Source organism: Streptomyces sp. ID05-26A, from assembly GCF_033794685.1.
GTDB lineage: Bacteria > Actinomycetota > Actinomycetes > Mycobacteriales > Pseudonocardiaceae > Lentzea.
This window is the reverse complement of sequence record NZ_JARAYZ010000002.1, coordinates 1,707,778-1,721,923: the sequence shown is the minus strand read 5'-3', so window position 1 is coordinate 1,721,923 and position 14,146 is coordinate 1,707,778. Positions and strand designations below refer to the sequence as shown.

The following is a 14,146-nucleotide window of genomic DNA, read 5'->3' as shown; positions in this document are numbered from 1 at the left end:
GGTGAACGGGTGAAGGCGGCCATCGTCGGCTCCGGCAACATCGGCACCGACCTGCTCTACAAGCTCCTGCGCTCGCAGGCGCTGGAACCACGCTGGATGGTGGGCATCGACCCGGCCAGCGAGGGGCTCCGGCGCGCGGCCGATCTGGGGCTCGAGGTCTCGGTCGACGGCGCGGAGTGGTTGCTGCGTCAGGACGAACTGCCGGACATCGTCTTCGAGGCGACCTCCGCGGCGGTGCACCGGGCCAACGCCCCGCGCTACGCCGAGGCGGGCATCCGGGCGATCGACCTGACACCGGCCGCGGTCGGGCCGTACGTCGTGCCGCCGGTGAACCTCGGTGAGCACCAGGACGCGCCGAACATCAACCTGATCACGTGCGGCGGCCAGGCCACGATTCCCATGGTGCACGCGGTGTCCCGGGTCGTGCCGGTGTCGTACGCGGAGATCGTCGCGAGCGTCGCGTCGGTGTCGGCGGGCCCTGGGACCCGAGCCAACATCGACGAGTTCACCCGCACGACCAGCCGCGGCATCGAGGCGATCGGGGGTGCCGCGAAGGGCAAGGCGATCATCGTGCTGAACCCGGCGGACCCGCCGATGATCATGCGCGACACGATCTTCTGCGCGATCCCCGAGGACGCCGATCCCGACTCGATCACGGACTCGATAGCCCGGATGGAGACCGACATCCGTTCGTACGTCCCGGGATTCCGGTTGCTGAGGGAACCGCAGTTCGACCCCGGACGGGTGGCGATCTTCGTGGAGGTGGCCGGTGCGGGCGACTTCCTGCCCGAGTACGCCGGGAACCTCGACATCATGACGGCCGCCGCGACCAAGGTGGGGGAGGAGATCGCTCGTGCAGCTACGGCTCACCGACACGTCACTGCGTGACGGCTCGCATCACAAGCGGCACCAGTTCACGGTCGACGACGTGCGCTCGATCGTCGCCGCCCTCGACGGCGCCGGGGTCCCGGTGATCGAGGTGACGCACGGCGACGGGCTGGGCGGGTCGTCGTTCAACTACGGCTTCAGCCACACGCACGAGCAGGAGCTGATCAAGGTCGCGGTGGAGACGGCGACGCAGGCCAAGATCGCCGTGCTGATGCTGCCGGGTGTCGGGGTGAAGGACGACATCCTGGTGTCGCAGGACAACGGCGCCTCGATCGTCCGGATCGCCACGCACTGCACCGAGGCCGACGTCTCCGTGCAGCACTTCGCGCTGGCTCGTGAACGCGGGCTGGAGACCGTCGGGTTCCTGATGATGGCGCACTCGCAGCCGCCGGAGGCGTTGGCTCGTCAGGCAAGGATCATGGCCGACGCGGGCTGCCAGTGCGTCTACGTGGTCGACTCGGCCGGCGCTTTGGTGCTGGAACAGGTTTCGGACCGGGTCTCGGCTCTGGTCGCGGAACTCGGCTCGGACGCCCAGGTCGGCTTCCACGGGCACGAGAACCTCGGGCTGAGCGTCGCGAACTCCGTGGCGGCCGCCCGCGCCGGGGCGAAGCAGATCGACGGCAGCGTGCGCGGATTCGGCGCGGGCGCGGGGAACACGCCGCTCGAGGCGTTCGTCGGCGTCTGCGACAAGCTGGGGTTCGAGACCGGCGTCGACTTCTTCAAGATCGTGGACGCGGCCGAGGACGTCGTCCGGCCCGTCATGCCCGACGAGTGCCTGCTCGACCGGATGGCGCTGATGATGGGGTACGCGGGCGTCTACTCCAGCTTTCTCAAACACGCGTACACGCAGGCGCAACGTTATGGCGTGTCCGGCGCGCAGATCCTCGTCCGCGCGGGCGAACGCAAACTCGTCGGCGGGCAAGAGGACCAGCTGATCGACATCGCACTGGAGCTGAGCAGGGAGAAAGTCCGATGAGTGAGGAAATCCTCGGCAAGGTGCGGGAACTGCTGCCGGCGCTCGCCGAACGCGCGGCCGAGGCGGAGGAACTGCGCAGGGTGCCGCCGGAGTCGGTGAAGGCGTTGCAGGAGACCGGTTTCTTCCGGATGCTGCAACCCGCGCGGTACGGCGGCTTCGAGTCGCACCCGCTCGACTTCTACACCGCGGTCAGGCTGATCGGCAGCGCGTGTGGATCCACGGGCTGGGTCGCGTCCGTGCTCGGCGTACACCCCTGGCACGTCGGGCTTTTCGACGTCCGGGCGCAGGAAGAGGTGTTCGGCGAGGACCAGGACACCCGGATCTCCTCCTCCTACGCGCCGACGGGTCGTGCGACGGCGGTCGAGGGCGGGTTCCGGTTCAGCGGCAAGTGGAGCTTCTCCTCCGGCTGCGACCACGCCACGTGGGTGCTGCTCGGCGGCCTCGTGATGAACGACGAGGGCAAGCCGATCGACTTCCGCACGTTCCTGCTGCCGATCTCCGACTACACGATCAACGACGTGTGGGACACGGTCGGCCTGCGCGGCACGGGCAGCAACGACATCGTGGTGAACGACGTGTTCGTGCCGGAGTACCGGGCGCTGAGCATGGCGAACACCGCGCGGTGCAAGTGCCCCGGCCAGGAGGTCAACCCCGGCCCGTTGTTCCGCATGCCGTACGGGACGATCCACCCGTACGCGGTGACGGCGCCGATCATCGGCATGGCGACCGGGGCGTACGCGCTGCACGTCGACGCGACCCGGGAACGCGTCCGGGCGGCGTACCTGGGGGAGAAGGCGGTCGACGACCCGTTCGCGCAGGTCAGGATCGCGACCGCGGCGGCCGACGTCGACATCGCGTGGTGGACGCTGGAGAAGGACATCAACGACGAGTGGGCGCACGCCGTCGCCGAGACGAAGATCCCGATCGACCTGCGCCTGAGGGCACGGCGCGACCAGGTGCTCGGCAGCGGGCGGGCGCTCGCCGCGATCGACCTGCTCTTCGAGAGCGCGGGCGGCAAGGCGATCAACGCCGGCCTGCCGTTGCCCCGATTCTGGCGCGACGCGCACGCCGCACGAGTGCACGCGGGCAACGACCCGGAGCGCGTGCTCGTGCTGTACGGCAAGAACGAGCTCGGCATCCAGGTTCGCGACGGGCTGTTCTGAGGGGGCGTTGATGAGCGTGCGGTTGCACTACCACGAGGCGGGCGCGGACAACGCCGAGACGCTGGTCATGCTGCACGGCGGCGGACCAGGCGCGTCGTCCCTGTCGAACTTCCGCGCGAACATCCCGGTGTTCGCGAAGTCGTTCCGGGTGCTGGCCGTCGACATGCCGGGCTACGGCCAGTCCGACAAGCCGGCCGAGCACGACCAGTACTTCACCTTCGCCGCCAGGGCTTTGAAGGACCTGCTGGACGAACTGGGTGTCGGGCAGGCGCACATTCTGGGCAACTCGCTCGGCGGCGGCACGGCGGTCCGGTTCGCTCTGGATTACGGGAAACGAGCCGGGCGACTGGTGCTGATGGGGCCGGGTGGGTTGTCGCTCAACGTCTTCTCGCCCGATCCCACCGAGGGCGTGCGCAAGCTCAGCGCGTTCGCCCGGACACCCACGCGGGAGAAGATCGAGGAGTTCCTGCGGATCATGGTCTTCGACCAGTCGCTGATCACCGACGAGCTGATCGACGAACGGTTCGAGGCGGCCCGGCAGCCGGAGTCGTTGCGCGCCATGGCCGCGCTGGGCAAGTCGTTCTCCGGCCCGGACTTCGAGCAGGGCATGCTCTGGCGCGAGGCCTACAAGCTGCGCCAACGGGTCCTGCTCGTCTGGGGCCGCGAGGACCGGGTCAACCCGCTCGACGGCGCGTTGCTGGCGACGAAGCTGATCCCGCGCGCGCAGCTGCACGTGTTCGGCGGCTGCGGGCACTGGGCCCAGCTCGAGAAGTTCGACGAGTTCAACAGGCTCGCCCTCGATTTCCTGAATGAGGCCTCATGAGCATCCGGTCGCTGGGTTATCTCCGCATCGAGGCCACCGACATGGCCCGGTGGCGGGAGTTCGCGCTCAAGGTCCTCGGCATGGTCGAGGGCAAGGGTTCGACCCCTGGTGCGCTCTACCTGCGGATGGACGACTTCCCGGCTCGTCTGGTGATCGTGCCGGGGGAGAGGGACCGCCTGCAGGCCTCGGGCTGGGAGGCCGCCACCGAGGCCGAGCTGGAGGAGGTCGCGAAACGGCTGGCCTCGGCCGGTGTCGAGTACGTCGAGGCGTCGGCCGAGGACCTGGCGGAACGACGGGTCACCGGGTTGATCCGCTTCGATGACCCGTCCGGGAACACGTTGGAGGTCTTCCACGGCGCGGCTCTGGAGCACCGGCGGGTGGTGTCGCCGTACGGGCACCGGTTCGTGACGGAGGAGCAGGGGCTCGGGCACGTCGTGCTGTCCACTTCGGACGACGAGGCCGCGCTGCACTTCTACCGCGACGTGCTGGGGTTCCGGTTGCGCGACTCGATGAGGCTGCCACCGCAGTTCGTCGGCAGGCCGGAGGACGGACCGCCCGCGTGGCTGCGGTTCTTCGGCTGCAACCCGCGCCACCACAGCCTCGCGTTCCTGCCGATGCCGACACCGAGCGGGATCGTGCACCTGATGGTCGAGGTCGAGAACACCGACGACGTCGGCCTGACGCTGGACCGGGCTTCGCGGCGCAAGGTGCCGATGTCGGCGACGCTCGGCCGGCACGTCAACGACCTGATGCTGTCGTTCTACATGAAGACACCCGGTGGGTTCGACGTCGAGTTCGGTTGTGAGGGACGGCAGGTCGACGATGAGGACTGGATCGCACGCGAGAGCACGGCGGTGAGCCTGTGGGGACACGACTTCAGCGTGGGGGTCCAGAAGTAACGGCCCGCTACCGTTCCGTGCTCGGTCACTTCTGCACCGGGGTGACCGTGGTGACCGGCATGTCCGCCGACGGCCCGGTCGGGTTCGCCTGCCAGGCCTTCGCCGCGCTGTCGCTGGACCCGCCGCTGGTCGTCTTCTGTCCACAACGGACCTCGGGCAGCTGGGCCGCGATGGCCTCCGCCGGCTCGTTCTGCGTGAACGTCCTGGCGGAGGACCAGCGCGAGGTGTCGACGGTGTTCGGCAGGTCGGGGGCGGACAAGTTCGCGGGAGTGAAGTGGACACCGTCCAGCACCGGTGCTCCAGTGCTGGACGGCGCGCTGACGTGGGTCGACTGCCAGGTGTCGGTGGTGCACGACGCCGGCGACCACCACATGGTCGTCGGCGCCGTCGTCGAACTCGGCCCGGTGCGCGAGGCGCAGCCGCTGCTGTTCTACCGCGGCCGCTACGCCTCGCACGCCGAGCTGGACACCCGCGGCTGGTCCGGCGAGGTCCTCGACACCCTCCTGACCTGGCAGCGCCAGTCAGAGTGGAGCTGACGCGGTGACCTGCCACACCGCGGCGGGAACCAGCACCTCGTCCCCGTGCACGAACCCGTCGAACGCGCTCCGGACGGCCGCCATGATCCGGGGCCGTTCGGACTCCTCCGCCTCCTTGAGCGCGCGAGAGATCGGTCCGAGGTTGCTCAGGTACGGGACCAGCAGCCCCTCGGGCAGTGCGCGGACGTGGTCCACCGGGCGGATGTCGACCCCGCCCCAGCCGGCCTCGCCGAGGATCTCGCGCGTCCTGCCGGGATCACTGAAGGCGAACGGGCCCGGCCCGTGCGGATCCGGTGCCGGCACGTCCGGCAGCAACGGGGCGGCGACGTTGGTCGCGGTGGTCATGAACGGGTTCTCGTCCGCGCCGCGCCACGTGACGAAGCAGAGCTCGCCTCCGGGTGACGCCGCTCGCAGCAGGTTGCGGAAGGCGGCGACGGGGTCGTCGAAGAACATGACCCCGAACCTGCTGACGATCAGGTCGAAGCCCGTGTCGAACGCGTGCACCTGCGCGTCGGCCAGGAGATACCGCGCCTGTCCGTGCTCGCGTGCCGCGGCGAGCATCGTCTCGGAGATGTCGACGCCCAGACAGGCCGCTCCGGTGGCCTCGGTGATCGCCCTCGTGACACCACCCGTGCCACACCCGACGTCGAGAACCCGCTCGCGCGGCCGTTCGAGCGCGACCTGGACCAGCAGGTCCTGGAACGGGCGCAGCATCAGGTCCACGATGTCCTGCACGTTCGCCCAGCCCTGCCCGGCGGCGTTCCACCAGGCGGCCTGCGCGCTGTTCACCTCAGATGTCATGCTCCTACCGTCCTATTTCAAGTCGGCTTGAGGTCAAGTGTCGTGGACTCACTCGAAATCGGCATCGGCGAAGTGGTCCGCCGTTCGGGCGTGCCGGCCTCCACCCTGCGCTACTACGAGGAGCGCGGCCTGATCGCGTCCGTGCGGCGGCAGGGCCTGACTCGCGTGTTCTCACCCGCGGTGCTGGAACAGCTGGCGCTGATCGCGGTCTGCCGCACGGCGGGGTTCTCGCTGGACGAGATCATGCTGATGTTCTCGCCAGACGGCCGTCCGTCACCGAACCGCGAGATGCTCGCCGCCAAGGCCGATGAGCTGGACGCGACTATCCGCAAGCTCGCGGTGATGCGCGACGACCTGCGGCACGCGGCGGCGTGCCCGGCGCCGACGCACCTGGAGTGCCCGACGTTCCGCCGCGTGCTGGGTCAGGCCTAGATCCTGGCCCGCAACCGTTCGAGGTGCACGGCCGGACTGCCGAACAGTTGCCCACTTCCGTGCGCCCGCTTCAGGTACAGGTGCGCGTCGTGCTCCCAGGTGATCGCGATGCCGCCGTGCAGCTGGACCATCTCGGCCGCGACCTTGAACAACGCCTCCGAGCAGTAGACCTTGGCGACCGCCGCCGACACCTCGTCCGTGCACGCTCCTGCCGCTGACCTGGCCGTCTCGACGAGCACGTGCATGTCCGCCATGCGGTGCTTCAGCGCCTGGAACGAGCCGATGGGCTTGCCGAACTGGACCCTGGTCTTGGTGTACTCGACGGTGAGTTCGAGGGCTCTCGCGGCGGTGCCGACCTGTTCCGCCGCCAGCGCGGCCAGCGCGATGTCACGGATCTCCGGTGACCAGCGGCCCAGGTGTGTTCCCGTGCCGTCCAGGTGGACCGTGGCGAGGCGACGTGTCTGGTCCATGGTCGGGGTGTGCTGGCGGGCGACGGTGGGCTCGATCTCGTAGAGGTCGGTGCCGTCGGAGGCGAGGAGGATCTCGGCGTGGTCGCCGTCGAGGACGTAGCGCGCTGATTCGAGGCTGGTCGGGGCGTTGTCCCACGGCCAGACGAGGGTGGCGACGGTGCCGTCCGCGATCCTGGGCAGCAGCCGTGCGCACGCCTCCTCGTTCCCCGTTGCCAGCAGTGCCTGAGCCGCCAGCGTCGAGGCCAGCAGCGGTGACGGGGTGAGGGTGCGGCCGAGTTCTTCCAGCGCGATGCGGGTTTCCGCGAGGGTCGCGCCGGACCCGCCGTACTGCTCGGGGATCGGGAGCACGCCGATGTCGGTGAGGCGGGCCCACACGTCCTTGTCGTAGCCGTGCGGGGTCTCGACGGCCGCGCGGACATCCGAGTGCTTGGTCAGCAGGCCGCGGACGGCGTCCCTGAGAGCGAGCTGTTCCGGTGTCACAACGCCTCCAGCACGCGGGCACGGTGCATCGACGGACTGCCCCACGCCGTGCGCAGGGCTCGGGTCTGCAGCAGGAACCGGCCGAGGTCGTGCTCGGCGGTGTAACCGATGGCGCCGTGCACCTGCAACGCGATGCGCGCGGCCTGCCAGGCGGCGTCGGACGTGGCGACCTTGGCGGCCGAGACGTCCTTGGGGGTCATCGTGACGGCGGCGCCGTAGACCAGCGGGCGGGCCAGTTCGAGTCCTATCAGGACGTTCGCGAGGTGGTGCTTGACCGCCTGGAACTGGCCGATGGGCTTGCCGAACTGGGCGCGGGTCTTGGCGTGGGCGGTGGTCATCTCCAGCATGGCCCTGCCCAGGCCGAGTAGTTGGGCCGCGCAGGTGAGGACGCCGAGGTCGAACGCTCGGGCCGCCGGGACGTCGGTGGCGACGACCTGGCCCGGGGTCAGGTCGAACAGGCGGCGGGACGGGTCGACGGACTCGAGTTCGGTGGTGGGGGTGGCCTCGCGGAGGGTGTCGCCCTCGACGAGGAGGTAGCGGTCGGCTTCGACCGCATGCGGGACGAGGGGTGGGAACGCGATCGAGCCAGGACCGGAACCGAGTGCCGGAAGCACCGCCAGCGACTCGATCAACGGCCCCGCCACCGCGTGATGTCCCACCTCCTCGAACACCACCACGAGGTCGACCGGGTCCGTCACCTCGTCCACCCCGAGCGAGACCAGGTCCGTCTTCCCCGCCCCCAGGAAGTCGTGCAGCACCGAAGCGAAGTCCGTCTGCTCGGACGACAGCGTGAACATCATCGCGGCAACCCCAGGAGTCGTTCGGCGATCACGTTGCGCTGGATCTCGTTGGTACCGGCGTAGATCGGCCCCGACAGCGAGAACAGCCACCCGTCCCGCCATCCCGGCGCGACCTCGCCGAGCAGGTCGAGCGCTGTCTCGTGGATCGCCACGTCCAGCTCGGACCAGAACACCTTCGTCACGCTGGCGGCCGGCCCGCTCAACGGTTGCGCGAGAGCGCCGAACGTGTGGAGGCGGTAGGCCTGCGCGCCGATCCACGCGTCCACGACGCGGTCGCGCAACGCCGGGTCCGGGTTCTTGCGGTACAGCTCGACCAGGCGCGACGCCGCCGCGGTGAAGCGGCCGGGGCTGCGCAGGGTCAGGCCGCGTTCGTTGCCCGCGGTGCTCATCGCCACGCGCCAGCCGTCGCCCACCTCGCCGACGACGTCGTGGTCCGGCACGAACACGTCGTCGAGGAAGATCTCCGCGAAGCCCGGTTCGCCGTCCAGTTGGTCGATCGGACGGACGGTGACGCCATCAGCCCGCAGGTCGAAGAGCAGGTAGGTCAGGCCTCGGTGACGTTCGCCGGGGCCGGTGCGGAACAGGCCGAAAGCCCGGTCCGCGAACGCCGCCCGCGAGCTCCAGGTCTTCTGGCCGCGCAGCAGCCAGCCGCCGTCGCAGCGCACCGCCGTGCTGCGCAACGAAGCCAGGTCGGAGCCGGCTTCCGGTTCGGACCAGGCCTGGGCCCACACCACGTCGGCGCGCGCCATCGACGGCAGGATTCGGGCGCGTTGTTCGTCGGTGCCGTGCGCGAACAACGTGGGTGCCAGCAGGAAGATGCCGTTCTGCGAGACGCGGCCGGGCGCGCCCGAGGCGTGGTACTCCTCCTCGAACACCAGCCACTGCAGCAACGAGGCTTCACGGCCGCCGAAAGCAGCAGGCCAGGAGACCACCGAGAGTCGCGAGGAGGCCAACCTCCTTTCCCAAGAACGATGTTCCTCGAAGCCCTCCGCGGTGTCCATCGAGGACAGTGGGCGAACGTTTGCGGCCAGCCAGGAGCGCACTTCCGCCTGGAACGACAGTGTCGAGGCGTCCAGCGAGAGGTCCATCAGCCGGAGGCCTTCTTCATCGAACGGGCGTCCATCCCGGCCAGCGCGTCGGAGCTCACCTCGGCGTTGTGCGCGTGCGCGAAGTGGTGCAGCCCGAACACCGAGTCCATCCCGGCCCGCAGGCCCATCAGGTCCTCGGACTGGTTGACCGCCTTCTTGGCCAGCGCCAGCCCGAACCGCGGCATCGCCGAGATCCGCCCGGCCAGTTCGAAGGTCGACGTCTCCAACGAAGAACGCGGCACGACGCGCGACACCATGCCCCATTCGTAGGCGCGCTGGGCCGAGAAGCGGTCACCGGTGAACAACACTTCCTTGGCGGCACGAGGCCCCAGCATCCATGGGTGCGCGAAGTACTCGACGCCCGGAATCCCCATGCGCACCACGGGATCGGCGAAGAACGCGTCCTCGGCGGCCACGATCAGGTCACACACCCACGCGAGCATCAGCCCGCCGGCGACGCAGGCTCCCTGCACCATCGCGATCGTCGGCTTCGGGATCTCCCTCCACCGCCGGCACATGCCGAGGTAGACCTCCATCTCGCGGGCGAACCGGAGGTCACCGCCCTCGCGGCCGACGTGGTCCCACCACATCACGGCCTTGCGCTCGAAGGACTTGTCGACGTCACGACCGGGAGAGCCGATGTCGTGGCCCGCGGAGAAGTGGTCGCCGGCACCGGCCAGGACGATCACCTTGACCTCGTCGTCGTTCACCGCGCGCGTGAAGGCCTCGTCCAACGCGTAGGTCATCGCCGAGTTCTGCGCGTTGCGGTACTCCGGGCGGTTCATGGTCACGACGGCGACCGCGTCCCGCCGCTCATACGAGACTGTCACGCGTTCTCCTTGCGCAGTTGGATTTTGAGGACCTTGCCCATGGCGTTGCGGGGGAGCACGGGATGGAACTCGACGGCACGCGGCACCTTGTAGTTCGCGAGCCGTTCGCGGCAGAAAGCGATCACCTCGTCCGCGGTCAGCGAAGAACCAGCACCCAGCACGATGTGCGCCACCCCGACCTCACCGAGCCGCGCGTCGGCCATCCCGACCACGGCCGACTCGGCGACCCCCGGCAGCCGGGCCAGCGCCTGTTCGATCTCGGCCGGGTAGACGTTGAACCCGCCGCAGATGTACATGTCCTTGAGCCGGTCGGTGATCGAGAGGTACCCCCGCGAGTCGATCTTCCCCACGTCACCGGTGTGCAGCCAGCCGTCGGCGTCGACGGCGGCAGCGGTGGCCTCGGGATCGTCGAGGTACCCGAGCATCGTGTTCGGGCCGCGCAACAGCACCTCGTCCTGCGCGCCCAGACGCAGTTCGAACCCCGCCATCGGCGCGCCGCACGTGTGCGCGACGGTCTCCGGCGAGTCCCCGGGACGGCACATCGTGGCGACGACGGCCTCGGTCAGCCCGTAGGCGGTGAGCACGGTCAGGGAGAGTTCCGACCGCATCCGTTCGATCAGCACCACCGGCACGACCGCCGCGCCGGTGACCGCCAGCCGCAGGCTCGACAGGTCGAACGAGCCGCGATCGGGGTGGTCGAGCAACGCCTGGAAGATCGTCGGCGGCCCGGGCAGCACGGTGATCCGTTCCCGTTCGATCAGCCGCATCGTCTCGACGACGTCGAACACCGGCTGCGGCACGATCGTCGCGCCCGTCAGCAGACAGGCCAGGATCCCGGCCTTGTAACCGAAGGTGTGGAAGAAGGGGTTGACGATCAGGTAGCGGTCGGCGGCCGTCAGTTCACCGCAGGACGCCCAGGCCTCGGCCACCCCCAGCGACTGGCGGTGCGCGCTCATCGCGCCCTTGCTGCGCCCGGTCGTGCCCGACGTGTACATGACGTCGCACAGTTGGTCCTCGGTCAGCGCAGGAAGATCTTCCGAGGACGCCACCCAGGAAGCCGGTAGTCGCACCACCGCGGGCAGGTTGGGCGACAACGCGCGCAACTCCGCCTCCCGGTCACGCCCGAGGAACTCGCCCGCCACCACCAGCACCCGCGCGGCACTGCGGCGCAGCACGTCCAGGGTCTCGGTCGCGGTGAACCGCGTGTTGATCGGCACCAGAGCGGCACCGGCGTGCAACGCGCCGAGCGCCGCGACCACCCATTGGGCCGAGTTGGGCGCGCACAACGCCACCCGATCGCCGGAACGCACGCCCATCCCCGCGAGCGCGCGGGCGGCGTCCCGCACGGCCGAACGCAGCTCCAGCCAGGTGAGGCGAACCTCCCCGTCCACCAACGCCTCCGCGTCGATGTACGAAGCAGCAGCGCGGTCGAGCACGGCTGAAACCGTTTGCCTGCTTGGAACGTTGACCACGACGTCCTCCAAAGCAAGTGCTTGGTAGGTTAGAGTATGGCCCATGGAGTCCTTCCGGCGCGAGGTGCGGGAATGGTTGTCCGCCAACCTCGTCGGTGAGTTCGCTGAGCTGCGCGGCCTGGGTGGACCGGGGCGCGAGCACGAGGCGTTCGAGGGGCGGCTGCGGTGGCACCGGCATCTCGCGCGGAGCGGGTGGACGTGCCTCGGCTGGCCCGGTGAGCGCAGCGTGGAGGAACAGGTCGTCTTCCACGAGGAGTACGCGGAGGCCGACGCCCCGGCGAAGGTCGACATCGTCGGCGAGGGGCTGCTCGGCCCGACACTCGTCGCGTTCGGCACACCGGAGCAGAAGGCCCGCTTCCTGCCCAGGATCCGCAGCCTCGACGAGCTGTGGTGTCAGGGTTACTCGGAACCGGGCGCGGGCTCCGACCTCGCGTCGGTGCAGACCAAGGCGGCCCTCGAAGGCGACCGGTGGGTGATCAACGGCCAGAAGATCTGGACGTCGAACGCGCACTACTCCGACTGGATCTTCGTCCTGTGCCGCACCGAGCCAGGCTCTCAACGACATCACGGCCTCTCGTACCTGCTCGTGCCCATGGACCAGCCGGGCATCGAGGTGCGGCCGATCCGCCAGCTCACCGGCACGTCCGAGTTCAACGAGGTCTTCTTCGACGGCGCCGTCACGGCGAAGGAGAACGTCGTCGGCGAGCCGGGCGAGGGCTGGAAGATCGCCATGGCCACCCTGGGCTTCGAACGCGGCACCGCGATGCTCGGCCACCAGGTGAGCTTCCGCCGCCAGCTCGACGCGATCATGGCGAACAGCGACGACGAACGCCTCACCAGGGCGTGGCTCGAACTGCACGTCATGCGCTCGCACACGATGAGGACCCTGAACGACGAACCGGGCCCGGAGGCGTCCGTGCTGAAGCTGTTCTGGGGGAGCTGGCACCGCAGGCTCGGCGAGCTCGCGATGGACTCGCTCGGCCCCGAGTCGATGATCGACGACAACGAGTGGCAGCGCATGTTCCTGTTCAGCCGCGCGGAGACGATCTACGGCGGCTCCGACGAGATCCAGCGCGAGATCATCGCCCACCGCATCCTGGGGCTGCCCCGATGACCGGCCACGACCTGCTCCGGGACAAGATCGTCGTGGTCACGGCCGCGGCCGGCACCGGCATCGGGAGTGCGACCGCGAAGCGCTGCCTCGAAGAGGGCGCCACCGTGATCATCAGCGACTGGCACGAACGCCGCCTCAAGGAGACCCACGAGGCGCTGGGCACCGCGCACGCCATCCCGTGCGACGTCACCGACGAACAGCAGGTGCAAAGGCTGGTCGACGAGACGGTAGAGCGCTACGGCCGCATCGACGTGATGGTCAACAACGCCGGCCTCGGCGGTGAGAAGTCCGTGCTGGACATGGCCGACGACGAGTGGGCGCGCGTCCTCGACGTCACGCTGAACGGCACCTTCCGCTGCACCAGGGCCGCGCTACGCCAAATGGTCGTCCAACGAAGCGGTGTCGTCGTTAACAACTCCAGTGTGATCGGCTGGCGCGCCCAGAAGGGTCAAGCCCATTACGCCGCAGCGAAAGCCGGGGTCATGGCGCTCACCAGGTGCGCCGCGATGGACGTCGCCGAGCACGGCATCCGGGTGAACGCGGTCGCGCCGAGCTTGGCGGCGCACCCGTTCCTGGCCAAGGTCACCAGTGAGGAGTTGCTCACGGAACTGGCGTCCCGAGAAGCCTTCGGGCGCGCCGCCGAGCCCTGGGAGGTCGCGAATGTGATCGTGTTCCTCGCCAGCGACTACTCGTCCTACCTGACGGGCGAGGTCGTCTCGGTGAGCAGTCAGCACCCGTGAGGAAGGAACGACCGATGAGTAGCCGGAGGGCGGAGCTGCTGGAGCTCGCCGCGAAGATGTTCGCCGAACGTGGGTACGGGCAGACCACGGTGAGGGACATCGCCGACGCGGCGGGCATCCTGTCCGGCAGCCTCTACCACCACTTCGACTCCAAGGAGTCGATGGTGGACGAGATCCTGCGGACGTTCCTGGACGAGCTGTTCACGCGGTACCGGGAGGTCGTCGAGGCGGGCGTCGGCCCGAAGCAGACGTTGAAAGCGCTGGTCGTGGCGTCGTTCGAGGCGATCGACACCCGGCACGCGGCCGTCGCGATCTACCAGAACGAGGCCAAGCACCTCACGCCACTGGAGCGGTTCTCCTACATCGAGGACCGCAGCGTGGAGTTCCGCAAGCTGTGGACGGTGCTGCTGGAGGAGGGCATGCGCGCGGGTGTGTTCCGCGCCGACCTCGACGTTGACGTGGCGTACCGGTTCATCCGCGACACGGTGTGGGTGGCCGTGCGGTGGTACCGGCCGGACGGCGGCCTGTCGGCGGAGGCGGTGGCCGACCAGTACCTCGCGATCCTGCTCGACGGCATCGCCACGGGCCGCCGGAAGAACTCCAAGACGTAGCAAGGACGTAGAAGGAGGGCCCT

The 14,146-nt window shown here is 69.2% G+C and carries 16 protein-coding genes; 10 read left to right on the top strand and 6 right to left on the bottom strand.

All coding sequences use genetic code 11. The features are described from left to right. The first annotated feature begins 9 nt into the window (after positions 1-9). The 6 genes from PV646_RS23525 to hsaB are packed head-to-tail and all read left to right on the top strand — an operon-like array spanning position 10 to position 5,285. The gene (locus PV646_RS23525; protein ID WP_500344336.1) at positions 10-888 is read left to right on the top strand and encodes an acetaldehyde dehydrogenase (acetylating); all 879 of its coding nucleotides are present in this window, start codon (positions 10-12) and stop codon (positions 886-888) included. Next, a complete protein-coding gene (gene dmpG / locus PV646_RS23520; protein ID WP_500344335.1) occupies positions 854-1,864 on the top strand; it encodes a 4-hydroxy-2-oxovalerate aldolase in 1,011 nt (336 codons plus the stop codon). Before PV646_RS23525 ends, dmpG begins: the two co-directional genes overlap by 35 nt. Beyond that, positions 1,861-3,027 carry a 3-hydroxy-9,10-secoandrosta-1,3,5(10)-triene-9,17-dione monooxygenase oxygenase subunit gene (gene hsaA / locus PV646_RS23515; protein WP_500344334.1) on the top strand — a complete coding sequence of 389 codons (1,167 nt, stop codon included), beginning with the start codon at positions 1,861-1,863 and terminating at the stop codon, positions 3,025-3,027. The genes dmpG and hsaA overlap by 4 nt, the downstream gene beginning before the upstream one ends. Before the next feature lie 10 nt (positions 3,028-3,037). Further along, a complete protein-coding gene (gene hsaD / locus PV646_RS23510; protein ID WP_500344333.1) occupies positions 3,038-3,850 on the top strand; it encodes a 4,5:9,10-diseco-3-hydroxy-5,9,17-trioxoandrosta-1(10),2-diene-4-oate hydrolase in 813 nt (270 codons plus the stop codon). Further along, positions 3,847-4,749, top strand: coding sequence for an iron-dependent extradiol dioxygenase HsaC (gene hsaC, locus PV646_RS23505; RefSeq protein WP_500344332.1), 903 nt, complete (start codon positions 3,847-3,849; stop codon positions 4,747-4,749). Before hsaD ends, hsaC begins: the two co-directional genes overlap by 4 nt. Next, complete coding sequence (gene hsaB / locus PV646_RS23500) at positions 4,713-5,285, top strand: 3-hydroxy-9,10-secoandrosta-1,3,5(10)-triene-9,17-dione monooxygenase reductase subunit (RefSeq protein ID WP_500344331.1); 573 nt, start codon at positions 4,713-4,715, stop codon at positions 5,283-5,285. The genes hsaC and hsaB overlap by 37 nt, the downstream gene beginning before the upstream one ends. Here hsaB and PV646_RS23495 read toward each other — a convergent pair. After that, positions 5,271-6,086: a class I SAM-dependent methyltransferase gene (locus PV646_RS23495; protein ID WP_500344330.1), complete on the bottom strand. Its 816-nt coding sequence runs from the start codon at positions 6,084-6,086 to the stop codon at positions 5,271-5,273. The two genes, hsaB and PV646_RS23495, sit on opposite strands and share 15 nt — an antisense overlap. 42 nt (positions 6,087-6,128) lie before the next feature. Here PV646_RS23495 and PV646_RS23490 point away from each other — a divergent pair, with 42 nt between their 5' ends. Continuing rightward, positions 6,129-6,518 (top strand): helix-turn-helix domain-containing protein, encoded by a 390-nt coding sequence (locus tag PV646_RS23490; RefSeq protein ID WP_500344329.1) that lies wholly within the window; start codon positions 6,129-6,131, stop codon positions 6,516-6,518. On the opposite strand, the gene PV646_RS23485 is transcribed toward PV646_RS23490, so the two are convergent. Genes PV646_RS23485 through PV646_RS23465 form a run of 5 tightly spaced genes read right to left on the bottom strand, consistent with a single transcriptional unit; the run spans position 6,515 to position 11,622 of the window. Next, the gene (locus PV646_RS23485) at positions 6,515-7,468 is read right to left on the bottom strand and encodes an acyl-CoA dehydrogenase family protein (protein ID WP_500344328.1); all 954 of its coding nucleotides are present in this window, start codon (positions 7,466-7,468) and stop codon (positions 6,515-6,517) included. The two genes, PV646_RS23490 and PV646_RS23485, sit on opposite strands and share 4 nt — an antisense overlap. After that, positions 7,465-8,268, bottom strand: coding sequence for an acyl-CoA dehydrogenase family protein (locus PV646_RS23480; protein ID WP_500344327.1), 804 nt, complete (start codon positions 8,266-8,268; stop codon positions 7,465-7,467). The genes PV646_RS23485 and PV646_RS23480 overlap by 4 nt, the downstream gene beginning before the upstream one ends. Further along, on the bottom strand, positions 8,265-9,356 hold the full coding sequence (locus PV646_RS23475; RefSeq protein ID WP_500344326.1) for an acyl-CoA dehydrogenase family protein: 1,092 nt from the start codon (positions 9,354-9,356) through the stop codon (positions 8,265-8,267). The genes PV646_RS23480 and PV646_RS23475 overlap by 4 nt, the downstream gene beginning before the upstream one ends. Next, positions 9,356-10,186, bottom strand: a complete 831-nt coding sequence (locus PV646_RS23470) for an enoyl-CoA hydratase (RefSeq protein WP_500344325.1) — start codon at positions 10,184-10,186, stop codon at positions 9,356-9,358. Before PV646_RS23470 ends, PV646_RS23475 begins: the two co-directional genes overlap by 1 nt. Further along, positions 10,183-11,622 carry a FadD3 family acyl-CoA ligase gene (locus tag PV646_RS23465; protein ID WP_500344324.1) on the bottom strand — a complete coding sequence of 480 codons (1,440 nt, stop codon included), beginning with the start codon at positions 11,620-11,622 and terminating at the stop codon, positions 10,183-10,185. The genes PV646_RS23470 and PV646_RS23465 overlap by 4 nt, the downstream gene beginning before the upstream one ends. Positions 11,623-11,701: 79 nt before the next feature. Here PV646_RS23465 and PV646_RS23460 point away from each other — a divergent pair, with 79 nt between their 5' ends. The 3 genes from PV646_RS23460 to PV646_RS23450 are packed head-to-tail and all read left to right on the top strand — an operon-like array spanning position 11,702 to position 14,123. After that, positions 11,702-12,772: an acyl-CoA dehydrogenase family protein gene (locus PV646_RS23460; RefSeq protein ID WP_500344323.1), complete on the top strand. Its 1,071-nt coding sequence runs from the start codon at positions 11,702-11,704 to the stop codon at positions 12,770-12,772. Beyond that, positions 12,769-13,512, top strand: a complete 744-nt coding sequence (locus PV646_RS23455; RefSeq protein WP_500344322.1) for an SDR family oxidoreductase — start codon at positions 12,769-12,771, stop codon at positions 13,510-13,512. The genes PV646_RS23460 and PV646_RS23455 overlap by 4 nt, the downstream gene beginning before the upstream one ends. A 14-nt stretch (positions 13,513-13,526) precedes the next feature. Next, the gene (locus PV646_RS23450) at positions 13,527-14,123 is read left to right on the top strand and encodes a TetR/AcrR family transcriptional regulator (protein ID WP_500344321.1); all 597 of its coding nucleotides are present in this window, start codon (positions 13,527-13,529) and stop codon (positions 14,121-14,123) included. Positions 14,124-14,146: the final 23 nt, after the last annotated feature.

Excerpts from the sequence above, each read along its gene's own strand:
- hsaA (WP_500344334.1), top strand. The coding sequence starts at position 1,861 with ATGAGTGAGGAAATCCTCGGCAAGGTGCGGGAACTGCTGCCGGCGCTC.
- hsaD (WP_500344333.1), top strand. The coding sequence starts at position 3,038 with ATGAGCGTGCGGTTGCACTACCACGAGGCGGGCGCGGACAACGCCGAG.
- hsaC (WP_500344332.1), top strand. The coding sequence starts at position 3,847 with ATGAGCATCCGGTCGCTGGGTTATCTCCGCATCGAGGCCACCGACATG.
- PV646_RS23495 (WP_500344330.1), bottom strand. The coding sequence starts at position 6,086 with ATGACATCTGAGGTGAACAGCGCGCAGGCCGCCTGGTGGAACGCCGCC.
- PV646_RS23480 (WP_500344327.1), bottom strand. The coding sequence starts at position 8,268 with ATGATGTTCACGCTGTCGTCCGAGCAGACGGACTTCGCTTCGGTGCTG.
- PV646_RS23475 (WP_500344326.1), bottom strand. The coding sequence starts at position 9,356 with ATGGACCTCTCGCTGGACGCCTCGACACTGTCGTTCCAGGCGGAAGTG.
- PV646_RS23460 (WP_500344323.1), top strand. The coding sequence starts at position 11,702 with ATGGAGTCCTTCCGGCGCGAGGTGCGGGAATGGTTGTCCGCCAACCTC.
- PV646_RS23455 (WP_500344322.1), top strand. The coding sequence starts at position 12,769 with ATGACCGGCCACGACCTGCTCCGGGACAAGATCGTCGTGGTCACGGCC.
- PV646_RS23450 (WP_500344321.1), top strand. The coding sequence starts at position 13,527 with ATGAGTAGCCGGAGGGCGGAGCTGCTGGAGCTCGCCGCGAAGATGTTC.